Below are 16,749 nucleotides of genomic sequence, written 5' to 3' on the forward strand. Positions count from 1 at the left end.
GTTAATCCAAGCCTTTTATCTCCATGGCGCGCCAAATCACGGTTATCGCTTCTGCACGGCTAGCATGAGACTTGGGTTTTATCATGTCGTTTGGATAACCCTTCATGATTCCATGATCTACTGCAATCATCATCGCTTTCCGTGCCCAAGCCGCAATCTTATCCTGATCGGTAAAGATTTTGTTGGTACGCGCATGGTCCAATTGAAAAGCTTGAACCACCATTTGTGCCATTTCTTCGCGCGTAATGAAATCGTCGGGGCCAAAGGTAACCGAATCGTATCCTTGAATGATTCCGTAATAATACGCTGTTGTAATAGCTTCCCTCGCCCAATGATTCGTTGTATCGTCGAACTCCTTATTACCTTTACTAGTGAGCCCCAATGCATGAACCAGGATTGCTGCTAATTCTGCTCGGCTAATCGTACGATCAGGTCTGAAACTTCCATCTGTATAACCGTTCACAACGCCTTTTCCTGTGATTTTCTCAATATTCTTTTGTGCCCAATGACCCTTCACATCGGTAAACGTAACACCGATTTCAGCTGGCACCATCGTTCTCGCGAAAATCGCAAATGAAGTAAAGTGGTCGGTTGTACCACTTATAATCCCCTCATCCCAGTCAATGTTGACGTTATCCAGCGCTACCCATTCCTTCGTATCTTCGTTAAACTGACGGAGTTGGAGCACATGAAGGCCTTTTTGTATGGCGTTTGCGTCAAATTTCAAGCGGATGGTTACCTCTGTATCGAATTTTCCGGATACATCTTTCTTGAACTCCACGATTTTACTAGCTAATTGTTCTCCTGCGGATAAGGGAAATTCTTCATCATCTAGAAGTTTTAGATTTATGGATAAATAAAATGGCCTCTTCAGTGCTTTAGCAGGAATGAGAATCTGCCCACCCTCAAAAGCAATGGTTCTCCCTTCCAAGCCTACAAGAAAGGTGTTGCTCGGCAGTGAATATATATGGCTATCGTTAGTGAGATTTGCATCGCTTGCTTCACTCGTCGTCTGGGTTATCAAACGATATCGGCTGGACGTGACGTTAACTGCATTACCTGTTTGGTCCTGTGCTCTTACATGCAAGTACCAATCACCGTCAACACCACTTTTCATAAGCGTAGCCTCGTTCACAAATGGTCTCCAGCCTGTAGCTGGCATGGACGAATCGGTCGTCCAATGAAACTCCAGCGAGGCTTTATCTATGCTGCTTCCTGAATCAATGACCGTTACCCTCGGTGTTGCCGATGTTGCCTGCATTTCACTTCCATTAGGGTGAATCGTAATCGATGGCGGCATATTGTCGATCTTCACCGTGATGTCCAAGAATAACGTATTGCCCGCTTGATTGGACGCCTCAAAACGAATGTTATTTTCGCCTTCGCTCGATATTTCAATGAGGGCCTTGTTCTCGTAGGCTTGTGAAGGCCCCCCATTCAGGGTGTAGGTCAGATTAGCGAACTCGCTGACTCCCGATTCGGCATAGACGCTCAAGGTTACGCTCGACCTAGCCCATTCGCCGCTCGTATATTCACTTCCGTCCGCCTTCACTAGTGTAGGCGTCAAAGTTATACCCGTTGTGCTGATGCAGACTGTACGTCGTTCAATCGATTCATTGCCCGCTGTATCGACGGCCTTGAACGAAATTGTATGAACACCTTCATCACGAAGGACGATATCTGATAAATAAGAACTCCACGACACTCCGTCATTTAGCGAATACGTAAATGAAGTGACACCAGACTCGTCAGATGCTTCTGCACTTACGTTAACCGTTTGATTGCTCCACGTGCGATCAACATATTCCATTCCATCCGCCGTGGTCATCGTAATGGAGATGGATGGCGGTGTATGGTCAACGGGAAGAGTCAGGTTGTCGATGATTCGATCCGTTAAACTGAGCAACGCATTGTTTGCGTGGTCGGAAATATTTCCGGATTGCTTATCGTAGGATAGGAGAACCTGTTGATCTTCTTCAAATGCTTTATCTACATTAAAGACAAGCGTATGAGTTCCCGATCCGCTCACCCGAGTAATAGTAGAAGGCCTCCCGTCCGCTGTAATTGTAATACCTCCGGCGTCAGTGAGGGTGACTTCTTCATCAAAGGTCACGATGACGTTATTCGGATGCTCACGTTTGATCTTCGCACTGGTGACGGTTGGTGGAGCAGCGTCCCATTCCAGGTTCGCTGCAATTCCTTGTAGAACAGGAAACATCGCTCCCTCCTGTAACACCCATATTCCGCTGAAGTCCCACTCGGTACCGAAGAGTGCATGCTGTTTCATTTCCGACGTCACCCGCGGTTCACCTCTGCCAGTATCAGATTGTCCGGTCGTTTCCTTATTATAGAAGCTCGCTGTAACCGTGCCGAATTCCCGTCCGACCAACCCGCCGACTTCGCCGCTGCCGGTTACACCGCCGACGGCATAAGTGGTCCTGATGTCACCGATATTCCTTCCCACGAGTCCGCCAACATCGGAACGACCGGAAGCGGAACCGATTGCGTACGAATCATTGACCTTACCACTCTCATTCCGCCCCACGAGACCTCCGACAAAATCCATTCCGGTAACAGTCCCAGCGGCGAAGGACAGGTTAACTTGGCTATTCATATCAAGGAGTCCGACCACCCCGCCGACATTGAATTGACCATCAACTTGACCCGTTGCGTACGCCTTATTTGCCAGACCCGCATTCAAGCCGATCAATCCACCGATATGGCTGTTTCCGCTAACGCTCCCGGTAGCATACACAGCCTCAGTAACACTCCCTATGCTGTTCCTTCCGACCAGTCCACCGACTTCGTTCATTCCATTGACCATCGCAGTCGAACTAGAACTGCCGATCATTCCGTCGTTATTCCCGATCAGACCACCCGTCTTGTCTGCTCCGGTAACATTCCCTGAAACATGGACCTTCATAATCTGACTGCTGGGGCCGTTCTGTCCCGACAGCATGCCTGTCTGAAGGCCGCCGGTGACATCCCCGTTCTTTAAATGAACGTCTCGAACCTCACCGCCAGAAATATGACCGAACATACCGACACTCAACAAACTGCTCCTGTTGATATAAAGGCCCGTAATATCATATCCTTGGCCGTCGAGCGTACCTGTGAACGGAGTGCTGTCATTACCGATTGGTTCAAAGCCGAAACCGTTCCCTATACTCGTCGCCCACATATCGGAGCGACTGTTGTCAGTGAACGTTGTGTCGAAATCAATACCCTGCGTCAGTGTGTAATTCGCTGACAGATCCATGGCCATCAGTTGCAGTTGATGCGAGTTCCCAATTGCGGCCGACCATTCGGAGCGAAGGAATGGTCGCGTCGAGTCCTCGACCATAAACCAGTCATTGTTGAAATCCCAGCCCGAATAGCTCGATTGGGTTAGAGCCTGTGCAGTAGTAAGACTGCTCGCGGTACAGGATCCGTATGTATCGTATCCACAGGCGTTACCCAAGCCTACCGTTTCGGCATCCCAGAAACTGTCGCTAAAAGTTCCGCTATTACTCCCAACCAGACCACCCACAATATGATCGCGCCCGCTGACGCTGCCAGTGGCGTATGACTGAATGATCGATCCGTGGTCCGTGCTGCCCACAAGACCGCCGACAGCACTCCCGCCATAGACAGTTCCCGTGGCGTATGACTGACTAATGAGCGCAGAAATATTATAACCGACCAGTCCGCCGACGTGCTCAGCGCTCCCGCTGACGGCACCCGTGGCGTATGACCGGAGTATTTCCCCACCTTCATTATCCCCTACTAACCCTCCGACTATAGAGGTGCCACTGATCGTACCGGCAGCATAGGAGTCACTCACCGTCCCGTCATTACGCCCTGCCAAACCACCGACATAATCGGTACCGATGACGGGACTCGTAGAGTAAGAGGAGGTTATTTTACCGTGAATGCCATTGTATCCGACCAACCCTCCGACGGTGGCCATCTGGCTTCTAACCGTTCCGGTAACGTAGGACTGCTCAATCGTTCCAGTGTTACGCCCTGCAAGCCCGCCTACATGGTTGTTTCCGATGATCGAACCTCCTTCGAGAGCGATATGGTCTATCACCCCGTTGGAGCCTACCATCCCGAATAGGCCGACAATGTCAATCTTGGGCTGATGAATGGTCAGATTGCGGATGACATGTCCAGCTCCATCAAAGACACCGGTGAACGGGCTATTCCCGTTTCCGTCGTTGCCTATAGGCATAAAGCCAGCCCCGTTACTCCAATTTGCTGTCTCCGAAGCATCGATATCCGCTCCGAGCTTGTAATGAGCATTCAAATCATTACGCACGGCGTTTAATTGATTTAACGTTGTAATGACGTAAGGATTGTTCGCCGTCCCGTCACCGGACATTGCATCATTCGAAGCGAATGCTTGAAACGGGATGATGCCTATCACGAGAAATAATGCCATCGAAATACAGAAGATGCGTCTCATCTGATCTTTTCTTCCTTTCGTTATTCAGTTGTCACGATGAACATTATATTGGATTTTTCGATAGTTCGAATCTAACCCCGGTTATAGACCCGGTTATAGTTCACACATTAAAAAGAGACCCGCCATCCGGCGAGCCTGCTGTTGAAACTTCTGTGTTTAACCCTGAAACTCTTTACCTCTTTTAATCGCCTCGACTCGGTTTTTCACCTGCAGCTTGCTGTAAATGCGATTGATATGTGCCTTCAAGGTCCCCATTCCGATGCCAAGCGTTTCAACGATTGCCGGATTGTCCATCCCTTCCTCCATATAACGAAATATCGTATATTCTCGCGGTGTCAGAAGCTTTTCTAATGTTGCTTTGCCTTGTACCGGAGATTCGGTTGTTCCTCCGAAAGCGGACAATATTCACCGCACATAGGCAAGTGAAGGCGCATTTTTATCTCGAATATTCCCTTTTTGACGATGTTGGACATATTCCGCTAGCAGCACTGCTACCAGATGGCCTTTATCAACAAACACACGGATATAATCATCGGGCTTCGCAAATGTAAGCGCCTCTTCCAGCTTGAGCAGTGCTTGTTGCGGCTTATCCCTCACCTGCAGCATCATCGCCTGGAGCACTTGGATCTCCAAAGCGTCCATCGGACGATGGCCTTTTACCGCAATTTGCAGCAATCTCTCAGATAACGCCCATGCCTCCTGAGTGTTGCCGGTCTCCACCAATACTCTAACAAGGAAGATATAGACGAAAAGCTGATATACGGATACCGGATCATCCGACGAGACCTTGTAGCGATCCTTCCATTCAATAGCTGCAGATAAGTCTCCAGAATCCACTCGCAGACGAGCCATTTCGACATCCAGCAAGATGGGGGCTTCCTTAGCGCCATCCTCAATCGCCCTTCTATAGGCTTCCTCCAACCATTTTTCGGCTTGACTGATGTCCTGCCTGGATTTGCTGATACGTGACATGAAAAGACTCGCGGGAACGTATACCTTCTCTGGTTGATAATGCGCCTGACCCGTGCCTTGTAAGCCCAGCTTCAAGTAAACCTCCGCCTGCTCCAGCTCGTTGCGTTCGTAGAGTAATTCTCCATAACAAACAACGACCGAATCCTGCAGGCCCATTGGCTTCATGAACTCGATCATGCTCAAAAAGAAGGTATCCGAAAGGCCCCGAGGCAAATGTTGGCCGCGCTTGCCATTGTATGACCTGTAGATAGAAGGAGAAAGTGGCATATGAGGAGATGCAAAGATCAGATCCGTTCCTTTAGGACTATGCTGAAGTGACAGATGGATATACTCCAGTCCTTTTATCATATCCATGTCATATTGGGTCGCTTTAAAATTCCTTACATAATACAAATATCCCAAATAGCGATTATTCTCTTCCGGGCTCCAGCTTGCTGAGGAAGCAGCATAATGCTTTTCTGCTAGCTGTAAATACCGTTCCGACAGCTCCAGCTCCTGGGACCACAATAACGAAAAAATGTACGAAAAATAAAGGTACGGATACTGCATAAGCAGTTCCTCGGGAATCGCCGACAACCACACCTTCATGGTCGAAAATTCCCTGCGGACCATCAAACTTCTCATCTGTTCTAGCAGACGTATCGCTTCCGAATGATAGGCTCCGGCCAAGTAGTAATCTATCGCTTCTTCGAGCAGTCCCTGCGATTCACACCAGGCTGCAGCCGATTGGAAGAGCACATTTGTCCTCGCAGGATCAAGGTGTCGCTGCTGCTTCAGCAAAAACTCGCCGAATACATGGTGAAATCGGAACCAGTCCCTGTTCTCATCCAGCGGGATGAGGAACATGCTGCGTTTATCCAGCTCCGCTAGCATCTGTGCACCATGTTCGCCAGCTACAACCTTACATAGCTGACCGTTCATTCGCTGTAAAATCGAGACGTTCAACAGAAATTGCCTTGTTGGCTCGTCCAACGATTCAAACACTTCCTCGAATAAATATAGCTCGACGCGTTCCGGGTTGGAATGTACGTACTTGAAAGCTCCCATCCTCTCATCATCATGAATAGACAACGAGATCAGCCTAAGTCCTGTCACCCAGCCCTCGGTTTGAAATTGGATTCGTTCAATCTGCTCTCTCTGCAGCTCCCTCTTCTCAACGTTTTGGAAGAAATTTACTGTCTCCTGCAAATTGAAACACAGCTGCTGAGTATGGATTTCCTGGATCCAGTCCCGACTAATCCATCTCGACTTCAGAAAACCATGGATGCTTCGACTTGAGAAACACAGATGCACATGGGAAGGCAAATACTCCAGAAAATAAGAAACGGACGCCTGGATATCCGTATTATGTATGACATGCCAGTCATCCAATATCAGAATAGTCGGCTCATTCAGGCTGTTCAATTCATTTAACAGAGCAACCATAAATGGCTCGTATTGGCCCGGGCTTAGCATTGCGTTCGAGGCACGAACGGAGTCTGACAACCTACCGATTGCCTGTTCGATCGCTTTCATGAAGTAGTTCCAAAATCGGATGAGGTCATTATCCTTGTCATCCAGCGATAACCACCCGACGGGTAGGTCCAGTTGTCTGGCCCAATCACTGACCAGTGTCGTTTTACCGTATCCGGCAGGAGCCGTCACGAATGTCGCCCTGCGGTTTAGTCCCGCATTCAATCGCGCAAGCAGCCGGGGACGCGGGACCGATTGATAAAGGGGCTGGGGCAGTTTCAATTTAGTTGAAAGCAAGAAATGGCTTTCCTCTCTCTCTTGTATCATGCAGCCTCTTTTCGTTAGCCTCTATGGGCCAAACCTTAAGTTTTGTCAATGATAGTTTCCGGAATCTGGGGATAACCAGCAGATGTGTGACATGTTTTATAAAATGAAGGATATCTAAAATTCAGATTATCTTAGTATAAGAACTTTTGCACCTGTATTTTGGGAACAACTCGTTTTCTTAATAGAGTCGATACTTGGAAATCACTCAATATGCCATCTGAGTAAAGCAGCATGGACGATTATGAATGGGTTGATCTTTGTGATGGTCGCGTGAATCCGTTTCTGCCGCCAACAAACAGCCCCCATTTTGCTTAAGCAGAATGAGGGCTGTTTGCCTTGGTTTCTCATCTATTCAATCAAACCAAACTCTTCATATACCATTCGAGAAACAACACCATTTGGAATAAGCTGATGATCCCTCTGATATTTCTTAAGTGACTCGGTTGTATTGAAGCGGAACTTCCCGTCACATTCCCCATTGTAATATCCTGCACTTTTTAGCCGGGATTGAATAAGCTGCACATCTCCACCAACATCCCCTTCAGCTAAATCCCTCGGATTTTGATTTGTGTCTCCAAGTACATGACCGTATATCGTTACTTTGGTTCCAATCGGAATTAATTCGTACAGTTCAATAACATCCTTGTTATGCATCCGGATACAACCATGGCTAAGGTGTTGACCAATTGAATAGGGCTTATTCGTACCGTGAATTCCAAAATTTCCCCACGGTACATTTAATCCTATCCAACGTGGGCCAAATGAGGGTCCCCAATTCGTTCCTTTATATTCAACTCTAAAATCTCCCACTGGAGTCGGAGTTGACGGATTGCCAACAGCTACAGAATAGGTCTTAATTACTTGCCCATGTTCTCGTACAAGTAATTTGTGACGTTCGGGGTAAATTGCAATCTCAAGATTGCTTTGATCATGTATAATCGGCAAGACAGGAGTAGTTAAATGAAATACTCCTAGGATTACCAACATGATTAGAATTAATTTTTGATTAGTTGGTATCATGTATTTTCACCAAGTTAAGTTATTCTCATATTGATCAAACATCTTTAATATTTAATCAATCACGTCATTTTATACAGTTCATTCTTATTGATTCTCCTCCTTCGATGACAAAACAAAAAATATCTAAACAAAAAAAAGACTGTGCATAGACAGTCTTTTTTGCTGGTTCAAATCAATTATAAATTGAGCCTGAATTTACTGTTGGCATCATAGAGTTATTTTGCATCATGCCTTGGGTGTTCGAGTTTCCGTGACAATTATTGTACATTTGCTCTAAATCGGAATCGCTGAGATTGGGATGCATTTCTTTCATGAATGGAATCATGTCTTTAAAGGTACTTGGAGCTACCTCCGAAGCATAGACCGCAGTTCCGATGCCAAGTGTCAAAACAGCAGCACCTACTATCGCGATGAACTTGGAGTTCATGATGTTCACCTCCTTTCAAGACCTTCATGCCCAGTAAGATTCAATCTTGCTTAGGATGACATGTTCCTACTGATATTCGGGTCAGTAATGACTCTTCCTTTATCATACATATTAAATGTGTTGAAGCTGTGAAGATATCATAAACGTCACTCTCCCTTATGATTTCTTCACAAGCCACCTGATCCAGGAATTGGTCAGGAACAACTGAGAGCGTTTCTGGTTCAGGCCTATAAGGGTGCCTTCGATTCATAACCAACCTAAGTTCGGTTCTTTTTTGGCACTCAAGTTTCTCCAGTGTGCGGGATGCATAACGTTCTCCTTTAGTTTAACGAAGTAAGTGAGTTATGTTGGCAAAATCGACTAATGTAAAACGCCCATGACAACACCTAATATGCGTTATAGAACATTCTGGGACCAGATCGCTTTGTGCAATTATAAAATTCGGGTGTGTACCGTTCAACTCTTCCTCGGTAAATTCGCTTACCATAAAGTCTGTAATCAAACCGCCCACGCTTCGATATTGGATAAGAAAAAAAGCCACCCAATTGGCGGCTTAAGCATGCATATGTGTTTATTTTCGATCATGATTCGTACCGGTTTGGGAATATTCTCAGTTACTTGTTTACGTTCATGCTAACTGCTTCTGTTCACATTCTTCTCCAGCGCATTATAATGTCATGGCGTGTCCATACTTCGCAAGGAACGCTTCCTTCGCTTTGTAATCCTTCATCATGCTGCCAACGAGTCGCCAGAAGGAGCGATCATGATTCATGTGAATGAGATGACAGAGCTCATGAATCACCACATAGTCAATGACCTCAAGAGGCGCCATCGCGAGACGGTAATTGAAGGTAAGATGCTTAGTCGAGCTGCAGCTGCCCCACTTCGTTCGCGATTCTTCAACGGTGAAGGATTTAGGCGTAACTTTCAACTGCTTCTGATAGATCTTTATCCGTTCCCCGATCACCTTCTTACAGCTGGCGAAGTAAAACTTCTTCAGTTCATGCTGGAGCGCTTCTTCCGTAAGCCCATGCGTTTCGATTAACTCATCAAGCGAATAATATTTGCCAAGATGAAGGAATTTGCCACTCTCTTCGTATGCTCTGACCTTCGGAGCAGTTCGAGCTTCCTCAATCGCTTGCAGCTGTTTCAAAATTTTATCCCCATACTGCCTCACAGCGTTCAGCACCACATCATCACCTGTATGATTTGGTGCCTTCACCGTAACAAGCCCTGAGGGATCAATTTGGATTGAGATCTTTTTGCGTGGGCCATACTCTACATGACATTCTATTTGTTGTTGTTCTAGTTCAATTTTCATATTCAACTTCGTTTCTAAAAGATTTTATCTTCATTGTAACAGAATGGAACCGAATCCTCCTCTATTTGTGGTAAGATTCAACCTGTTGCGTGTTTTATGGGTTCGAATAAAGCACACTCAAAAAAATGCAGCTATATTTTAATATGGGATAATATTGCGGATGGTTTCCGGCCTGTGATCAGTTGTTGCCCATCCGTATAGCCCTCCTCACGACCATCAAGCTCCTGTATGAGAACAGAGCGCCAATATCGGATACGTTCTTGGCGTTCTTCATCCGCAATTGCATTATACAGTTCTTGCGGGTCATCAATCAGGTCAAAGAATTGCTCCTCACCCGTTTGGGAGAACCAGATGTACTTCTCCTTCCCATCAGTCACCCAGTGATTCGACTGCATTCCTTGTGCGTGCTCGCCATGCAGATGGTTGCGCCAAGACCGAACGCTTTGCCCTTCTTTCTCTTCTGCTGAGGCAAGTCTCCAGATGCTTTCTCCTTCGACTGTATCCGGTATTGGCACGCCAGCCGCTTCCAGCAGCGAAGGCATGATATCCCGCATCTCCACCACTTCATCCGACACCATGCCGCGCTGCAAGCCTAATCGGTTGCCCGGATCATTGACGATAAACGGTACATGGGTGCTTCCTTCATACGGAAGAGACTTTCGGAATAAGTGATGGTCTCCAAGCAGCTCGCCGTGGTCCGATGTAAACAGGATGACTGTGTTCTGCAGCTCGCCATATTCATTCAACGATTGCAAGAAGCGGCCAATTTGGTGATCGATATGCGTGATCAGGGCGTAATAGGCAGCCACCGCTTTACGCAAGCGGCGTTTCGGTACCAGTCCCCTCCCTGTGGTAGGAGAGTACCCAGCCAGATCGGGGTCTTCCGTCTGCGCCCAATCACCCACCGGCGGCTCCGGAATATCGGCATCCTCATACAGATCCAGATACGCCTGCGGGGGGTCGAACGGCGGATGGGGCCTGACGAAAGACATCCACAGGAAGAATGGCTTCCCGGGATCTCGGCGACGTAGAAAATCAATAGACTGCGTGACCACCCAATTCGTCGGATGCAGCATTTCCGCCAAATGCCAAGGACGGGCGACGGCCGATGCGTTGCAATCTAGACCGAGATCGATCATATCCGCGCCGGGTACCCTCTCACGGAGCCATTGCAAGTAATCGTCGACTTGATCGTAATGCTCCTGCATCGGAATGCTGTGGTAATTGCGGTTGTGATGCAAGTAACCGTCGTGAAGCATGACGTTGTGGAATCCCATCAGATTCCGTGCGGGATAGACGTGCATTTTTCCGATACACTGTGTGTGATAACCGGCATTGGCCAATTCCCCCGGCAGCGTTCTTTTATAATCCCATGGCACGCAGTCTTGATAGCCGACACGGCCATGAGCCCGCTGTGATTGGCCGGTGAATATGGCTGCCCTTGCAGGTACGCAAGTCGGTGTGGCAGAATAGGCACGGCTAAACCGTACACCAGTCCTCGCAAGCTCGTCCAGATTGGGCGTCTCAACGACAGGATGACCCGCTATGCTGAGACAATCAAAACGCATCTGATCGACTGTAATGAGTAGAACATTTGGCCTTCCTTGGTTTTGACTTGAATTCATCACGTTCCCCCTCCCAACTACACCCCGCGAATTCTTCAAAATTTGGTAAACTCCACTTTTATCGGGACGGCACCCACTGACTAATAAGTCATCGCAGTTTCCCAAAAACGAGATGTTCTATTGAAAGTATTCGTCCGAAATCATTAATATCCTTTTGTTGAAATCCTAACGTCCCTGTTGAAGAAACCGTTGATGAGATACCTGAAAAAAAGTAGAAAGGAGCCGCAATCGTACGACTCCTATCATTTCGTTGCTAGCAAACTACTCCTTGATCCATTGAAGCTTTCGCATCCTATTGATTCAACACATGCCGATATGCAATAAGTGAAATCCATAGCACAGCCGCTATCCATATTACAATAATCATACTACCTGCAAACCAATTTTTCGGTTTACCGCGCTTCATCCGTTCCTCGGCTTGTAGTTCATGCTCTTGGACCACGGCTTCCGGAATCATCTTCAATGTGATCGCAATTCCAAGAGGGACTAATATCACATCATCCAGATAGCCTAGTACAGGGATAAAATCTGGAATCAAATCAATTGGACTAAAGGCATAAGCGACAACACATATGGCGAATATTTTGGCGTACCAGGGAGTCCGACTATCTTTATAAGCAAAATAAAGTAAAAAGACCTTTCTTTTTAGCATCTCAGCCCATTTCTTTATCCGATCCATCGTATTCGTTCTCCTACGTTGCATTTTACTTCATATTACCACGCTATCCTGTCCAGCAGCTAACTGATTTCTACTGGTTAGTTAGGCGGCTATCGTTACGAACTCCTAGCCCTTTTGGATATAACAAAAAAAGTCGCCAACATGACGACTTCGTAGGAGACCTTGCTTATTCGAGGCAACCTTGGTCAGTTCTAGATGCACCGCCATCTTTTTATTGATCAGCATACATCGAGTGACAGGCTTTCGATCAAATGCAAGGCATGCGGGCACCACTCTTCAACCAGTGACTCTCGGCTTTGTCGGATCGCAGTTCGGGTTCTGTACTTCACCCAAAGCAGCCAACTTGGACAAATAGTAGCACTCTTCACGATACATATGATCCGGCATCAGCGGATTAATCCGGTCCAACACCTCTCCGCGCAGTTCAAATTCTTCGAGTTCCGCCAGAAAGTGCATGAACACCCTCATTTCCATATCGACATCAGCATGGAATTTGCGCAGGGCAGGGAAATCTTTTATATGGGTCCTTAAATAACCCGTCATTTCTACTGCCTTTAGATAAAAACCTTCAAAATCTTTCTGAAACGCCATGCTTTTTGCAATTAACGGCTTTTCAGCAAAATCCAGATCGGCCGCTAGGCTTGCTGCATGACCATATGCATCCTGCAGCCACACCATATCATAATGCAAGGGATGGAACAGAGGTACGCCCTTACCTTCTTGTAACGCCTGTAGTATCCGAAGGTATTCCTCCAATTCATTGACCATATGGTTGACAAAGGAAGGTGTCAGGAGAAAGTCAATTTTGCCTGCAAGCTGTCGTTCCAGCAAATTCAGCTTGAATTCGCGCAGTTCATAAGAGACTTTATAGGCATCATTCGTCAGTTTCTCGATGAATGTGGAGGCATCGGGTCGCCGCGACTCTCCAAGCAGCATATCAAATTTAGCCATTAAGGACTCGGCTGTGGCGATATCCCCTTTTTCCTTGGGTGAAAGCGCAGTAAAAATAAAACGACAGTGGTCGCCAAGAATCTGTAACCAAAACCGGTGTTCATACAAGGGATCACTCATTGATCTTGACCCTCCCAACGTTATTCTCAGAAAATATATGCTGCTGACAGCGGAGTAGAACGCGGAAGGGATAATCGTAAGACAATATTCGCGACTCGAGCATCATCCATAACATAAAACAGGACAAGAAAAATTCTGTTGTTTGTCTAAGGCCGGCTCACGACTGCATCTCGTTTTCGATCCGTTTCATAAAGTCTTCAGCCGCGCTGTATCCGAGTTGTTTAAGATACCAATTGTTGGCCGCCGCCTCGATCAGACTGGCGACGTCGCGTCCCGGCTGAAGCTGAACCTCGATATGCGGAATTTGAATCCCTAAATACTCTGTAAACTGAGGTACCGCCTCGAGCTCGTTGTTTAGGGAATTTTCCCGCCAAGGCGACAGCTCAATATCGAGCACAATTCGTGTTTCGTCCTGGAACGCCGTGCGTCCGTATTGACGAACGACATTAATTAAGCCGATGCTGCGCAGCGCCAGAAACTCGCGTGTTGTCTCATTATGTGTGCCAAGAAGTGTCGAAGGGCCCAGCTTTTTAAGCACCACAATGTCGTCAGCCACAAACCGGTGACCACGTCTGATCAAGGTGTGGGCTGTCTCACTTTTGCCAATCCCGGATTTACCCCGAAGCAGGATTCCTATGCCCGATACATTCACACATACCGCATGGATCGACATCTCCGGTGCCAGTGTCTTCACCAAATAGCTGTCTAACTTAGCGATAAATTCCGTTGTTGTCTCTGTCGTCCGCAATAATGGTATGCCCTCCTGATTACAGAATAACGTCAGATAAGGAATCTCCTGCTGTCCTGACGTAACAATAAAGCACGGCGGATGATATTTGACGATATTCCCGATATGTAACTTGCGTTCTTCTATGCTAAGCGTCAATAAATAGTTGATTTCTTTGCGACCAAGCACCTGCACTCGCTCCATAGGAAAAAAATCGAAATACCCGACAAACTCCAGACCCGGTCGGTGCGTCTGTGGACGGGTAATCATACGATCCATGCGATTGGCTCCTGCAAGTACTTCCAAATGAAAAATTTCCGTAAGACTTTGAACGGTGATCGACTTCATGTTGTTCTCCTCCTGCGGTTGCAGTATGTATTCGGATATATTCAACGAACAACAGGTATTTTCCTGCCTCTTTGTCTCCATTTACGAGACACCCACCCTTCCGGCTAATTAGATCCAGGACGACCATGACTGCCTCCAAACATGAGTTTACATCAAAAAAAGTCGCCTATTTGGCGACTCTTGTGAGTATATAATGTGATCATTATCGTAGGCTTGCATGGCATCCATCTACAACAACTCAAAGGTAAGGTCCGGTGTGCTCTCCACCTTCACAGGCTCCATGGATTGTTCATGATATCCCATTTCCAGCACGGCAACAATCCGTTCGTCATCATGAACACCAAAACGACGGGTGCAAGCCCTCTCATAAATCCAGTCATTCATCGTCATTCGCACATGGAGCATGCTTTCCTGAGCGAGCAGACGGAAATTCTGCATAAGGCAGCTTGCAGCTCCGTAATCTTCTTCTATCTTATGAGGATCATGATCTTCCTTAATAACCAATATCAGATAGGCCGAAGCCTGGTCCTGCAATTCAGATAGCATGTCTGTATTGCCGGAGCCGATAAATATAAACCGCCAAGGTTCCCGCATTCCGTCATTAGGAGCCCATACAGCAACATTTAATAATTCCAGTATATGATTCTCGGAAACGGGTCTAGCGCTATAGCTCATCAAATGACCCCTCCTCCACTTGATAAAACCGACCATTTCTTTTCTGCCTGTGTTCGTGCTCTGGCTCTTGGTGCCTTATCGAAGTATCCGAGATGAAAAATACCAACCAGCCTCTCATTAGGCTGCAGCTTCAACAGCTCGAATAATTCTTTGCTCTGCATCATCGGTTCTGTATCCCACAGCGTACCGAGCCGACGTTGCCAGGCAAGAAGCTGAAAATTTTGCATGATCCCGCAGACCGCTGCATAATTCATATCACTTTTCCTTCTGTCCGCATCCGTAGAGGCAATGATGATGAGATGGCCAGGTATATCGGTGACCCTCTTCCGAACGAAATCCCGAACCTTTTCCGGCAGCCATTTGACCAGTCTGTTCTTCACCAGCGGTTCCAACATACTAACAGCCAAACGTTCCTTCGAATCCGCCGTCCCCGCATACACGCTTCGGAAGGCCACTTCCTCTGTGGACGGATAAAGCTGCCGCGCAGCGTAGAGTAATTCGATCACCAGCTCCTGGTCCACGGGAATGGAGTTAAACTTGCGGATGCTTCTTCGTTCTCTGATCGTCTTCACGAAATTCATGCATTCAACCCCCAGCCATTGCTCGCTTGAATAACCCTTCAAGATTTCAAGTATCGCATCGGCGAACATATTCTTAATGATAAAAGTCAACCAAATCTCCAAATAATCGCTTCATAAGATCAAGCTCGGATTCGCTATATCTGTCCAAAAAATCGATCATCCTCTGCTGCTCCTTGATATGGAGCTCATCATGAATAGCAAAAAGCCTTTTCCCGGCCGCTGTTAGTCGGAAGTACACTTCTTTTTTGTTATCATTGAGCTGGGCCCTGCGAACCCAACCCGCCTTCAATAATTTATTGGTTATCTTGGAGGTGTTCCCTTTGCTCAGGTTCATCGTTTCGGCAATGGAAGTAACATTAATCGGTTCTTGCTCACCAATACACGCAATGGTATGTAGTTCCGTTATGTTTAGTGTGGATTCTATCTCTATTAGTTTCCGGAGCTCTTCGATAAAAGCGCTGCTTAACCGGTTCTCATATTGTTCTTTTTGCTGCAGAAATTGAATGAAATTTTCATGGATTGCGTTTTTTATTTTGCTCGTACTCATGATTATGCAAGCTCCTCGACTCATTGTTTTTTTCATTATAACCAAAATTAGTTTCGCAAGAAACAATATGAGCATACCAGGGAAGTTACACCTCGGAAAGTTATGATGATTTCAGTTGTCCAGTCCATATCACCCCCCTTCAAATCAGAATATTGTTTCCATTGAATAAATAACTAATCAGTAAAATGGGAAACAAATCGAAATAACACAGAAAAATTTATTCACATGAAACAATTCTATTTTAAGGTTATTTTGATCCGATGTCAATTCCGTCCGTTCTTCATATCAGCCTTTAACGCAGCAGTAACTTCACCAGCAGAACGCGTTTATGCCTTGTGCTTCTAGCGGAGCTTCTAGCGGAGCTTCTAGCGGAGCTTCTAGCGGAGCTTCTAGCGGAGCTTCTAGCGGAGCTTCTAGCGGAGCTTCTAGCGGAGCTTCTAGCGGAGCTTCTAGCGGAGCTTCTAGCGGAGCTTCTAGCGGAGAAAAAAGACAGCTGCGTCATCGCAGCTGTCTTTTGATAATGAGCAATA

General features: G+C 46.7%; 14 protein-coding genes. 1 reads left to right on the plus strand and 13 read right to left on the minus strand.

Annotated features, from left to right (window positions below; genetic code table 11):
• Position 1: 1 nt before the first annotated feature.
• From MHH48_RS20060 to MHH48_RS20120, 13 genes are all read right to left on the minus strand, one after another.
• The gene (locus MHH48_RS20060) at positions 2-4,447 is read right to left on the minus strand and encodes an S-layer homology domain-containing protein (protein ID WP_076321684.1); all 4,446 of its coding nucleotides are present in this window, start codon (positions 4,445-4,447) and stop codon (positions 2-4) included.
• 156 nt (positions 4,448-4,603) lie between these two features.
• Positions 4,604-4,741 (minus strand): LuxR C-terminal-related transcriptional regulator, encoded by a 138-nt coding sequence (locus MHH48_RS20065; protein ID WP_340386698.1) that lies wholly within the window; start codon positions 4,739-4,741, stop codon positions 4,604-4,606.
• Positions 4,742-4,852: 111 nt separating this feature from the next.
• Positions 4,853-7,198, minus strand: a complete 2,346-nt coding sequence (locus tag MHH48_RS20070) for a helix-turn-helix transcriptional regulator (protein WP_256720456.1) — start codon at positions 7,196-7,198, stop codon at positions 4,853-4,855.
• A 348-nt stretch (positions 7,199-7,546) separates the two neighbouring features.
• Complete coding sequence (locus MHH48_RS20075) at positions 7,547-8,185, minus strand: L,D-transpeptidase family protein (protein WP_256720497.1); 639 nt, start codon at positions 8,183-8,185, stop codon at positions 7,547-7,549.
• A 205-nt stretch (positions 8,186-8,390) separates the two neighbouring features.
• A complete protein-coding gene (locus MHH48_RS20080) occupies positions 8,391-8,645 on the minus strand; it encodes a CUE domain-containing protein (RefSeq protein ID WP_076321686.1) in 255 nt (84 codons plus the stop codon).
• Between the two features lie 667 nt (positions 8,646-9,312).
• Positions 9,313-9,966 (minus strand): SprT family zinc-dependent metalloprotease, encoded by a 654-nt coding sequence (locus tag MHH48_RS20085; protein WP_076321687.1) that lies wholly within the window; start codon positions 9,964-9,966, stop codon positions 9,313-9,315.
• A gap of 131 nt (positions 9,967-10,097) precedes the next feature.
• The gene (locus MHH48_RS20090; protein WP_076321688.1) at positions 10,098-11,591 is read right to left on the minus strand and encodes an arylsulfatase; all 1,494 of its coding nucleotides are present in this window, start codon (positions 11,589-11,591) and stop codon (positions 10,098-10,100) included.
• A gap of 292 nt (positions 11,592-11,883) precedes the next feature.
• Complete coding sequence (locus tag MHH48_RS20095) at positions 11,884-12,270, minus strand: YkvA family protein (protein WP_076321689.1); 387 nt, start codon at positions 12,268-12,270, stop codon at positions 11,884-11,886.
• A 276-nt stretch (positions 12,271-12,546) separates the two neighbouring features.
• Positions 12,547-13,341 (minus strand): DUF2935 domain-containing protein, encoded by a 795-nt coding sequence (locus MHH48_RS20100; protein WP_076321690.1) that lies wholly within the window; start codon positions 13,339-13,341, stop codon positions 12,547-12,549.
• A gap of 157 nt (positions 13,342-13,498) precedes the next feature.
• Complete coding sequence (hprK, locus tag MHH48_RS20105) at positions 13,499-14,416, minus strand: HPr(Ser) kinase/phosphatase (RefSeq protein WP_076321691.1); 918 nt, start codon at positions 14,414-14,416, stop codon at positions 13,499-13,501.
• A 228-nt stretch (positions 14,417-14,644) separates the two neighbouring features.
• Complete coding sequence (locus MHH48_RS20110) at positions 14,645-15,091, minus strand: nitroreductase family protein (protein WP_256720457.1); 447 nt, start codon at positions 15,089-15,091, stop codon at positions 14,645-14,647.
• A complete protein-coding gene (locus MHH48_RS20115) occupies positions 15,091-15,762 on the minus strand; it encodes a nitroreductase family protein (protein WP_256720458.1) in 672 nt (223 codons plus the stop codon). The genes MHH48_RS20110 and MHH48_RS20115 overlap by 1 nt, the downstream gene beginning before the upstream one ends.
• On the minus strand, positions 15,746-16,219 hold the full coding sequence (locus MHH48_RS20120) for a MarR family transcriptional regulator (protein WP_076321693.1): 474 nt from the start codon (positions 16,217-16,219) through the stop codon (positions 15,746-15,748). The genes MHH48_RS20115 and MHH48_RS20120 overlap by 17 nt, the downstream gene beginning before the upstream one ends.
• Before the next feature lie 335 nt (positions 16,220-16,554).
• Here MHH48_RS20120 and MHH48_RS20125 point away from each other — a divergent pair, with 335 nt between their 5' ends.
• Positions 16,555-16,737: a hypothetical protein gene (locus MHH48_RS20125; protein ID WP_340386714.1), complete on the plus strand. Its 183-nt coding sequence runs from the start codon at positions 16,555-16,557 to the stop codon at positions 16,735-16,737.
• Positions 16,738-16,749 lie beyond the last annotated feature (12 nt).

This window comes from Paenibacillus sp. FSL F4-0100 (assembly GCF_037993005.1).
Taxonomy (GTDB): Bacteria; Bacillota; Bacilli; order Paenibacillales; family Paenibacillaceae; genus Paenibacillus_AQ.

What these genes read in the sequence shown, in the direction of transcription:
- MHH48_RS20095 (WP_076321689.1), bottom strand. Translation starts at nt 12,270, where the DNA reads ATGGATCGGATAAAGAAATGGGCTGAGATGCTAAAAAGAAAGGTCTTT.
- hprK (WP_076321691.1), bottom strand. Translation starts at nt 14,416, where the DNA reads ATGAAGTCGATCACCGTTCAAAGTCTTACGGAAATTTTTCATTTGGAA.
- MHH48_RS20120 (WP_076321693.1), bottom strand. Translation starts at nt 16,219, where the DNA reads ATGAGTACGAGCAAAATAAAAAACGCAATCCATGAAAATTTCATTCAA.
- MHH48_RS20075 (WP_256720497.1), bottom strand. Translation starts at nt 8,185, where the DNA reads ATGTTGGTAATCCTAGGAGTATTTCATTTAACTACTCCTGTCTTGCCG.
- MHH48_RS20090 (WP_076321688.1), bottom strand. Translation starts at nt 11,591, where the DNA reads ATGAATTCAAGTCAAAACCAAGGAAGGCCAAATGTTCTACTCATTACA.
- MHH48_RS20060 (WP_076321684.1), bottom strand. Translation starts at nt 4,447, where the DNA reads ATGAGACGCATCTTCTGTATTTCGATGGCATTATTTCTCGTGATAGGC.
- MHH48_RS20080 (WP_076321686.1), bottom strand. Translation starts at nt 8,645, where the DNA reads ATGAACTCCAAGTTCATCGCGATAGTAGGTGCTGCTGTTTTGACACTT.
- MHH48_RS20110 (WP_256720457.1), bottom strand. Translation starts at nt 15,091, where the DNA reads ATGAGCTATAGCGCTAGACCCGTTTCCGAGAATCATATACTGGAATTA.
- MHH48_RS20100 (WP_076321690.1), bottom strand. Translation starts at nt 13,341, where the DNA reads ATGAGTGATCCCTTGTATGAACACCGGTTTTGGTTACAGATTCTTGGC.
- MHH48_RS20085 (WP_076321687.1), bottom strand. Translation starts at nt 9,966, where the DNA reads ATGAAAATTGAACTAGAACAACAACAAATAGAATGTCATGTAGAGTAT.
- MHH48_RS20070 (WP_256720456.1), bottom strand. Translation starts at nt 7,198, where the DNA reads ATGATACAAGAGAGAGAGGAAAGCCATTTCTTGCTTTCAACTAAATTG.
- MHH48_RS20065 (WP_340386698.1), bottom strand. Translation starts at nt 4,741, where the DNA reads ATGGACAATCCGGCAATCGTTGAAACGCTTGGCATCGGAATGGGGACC.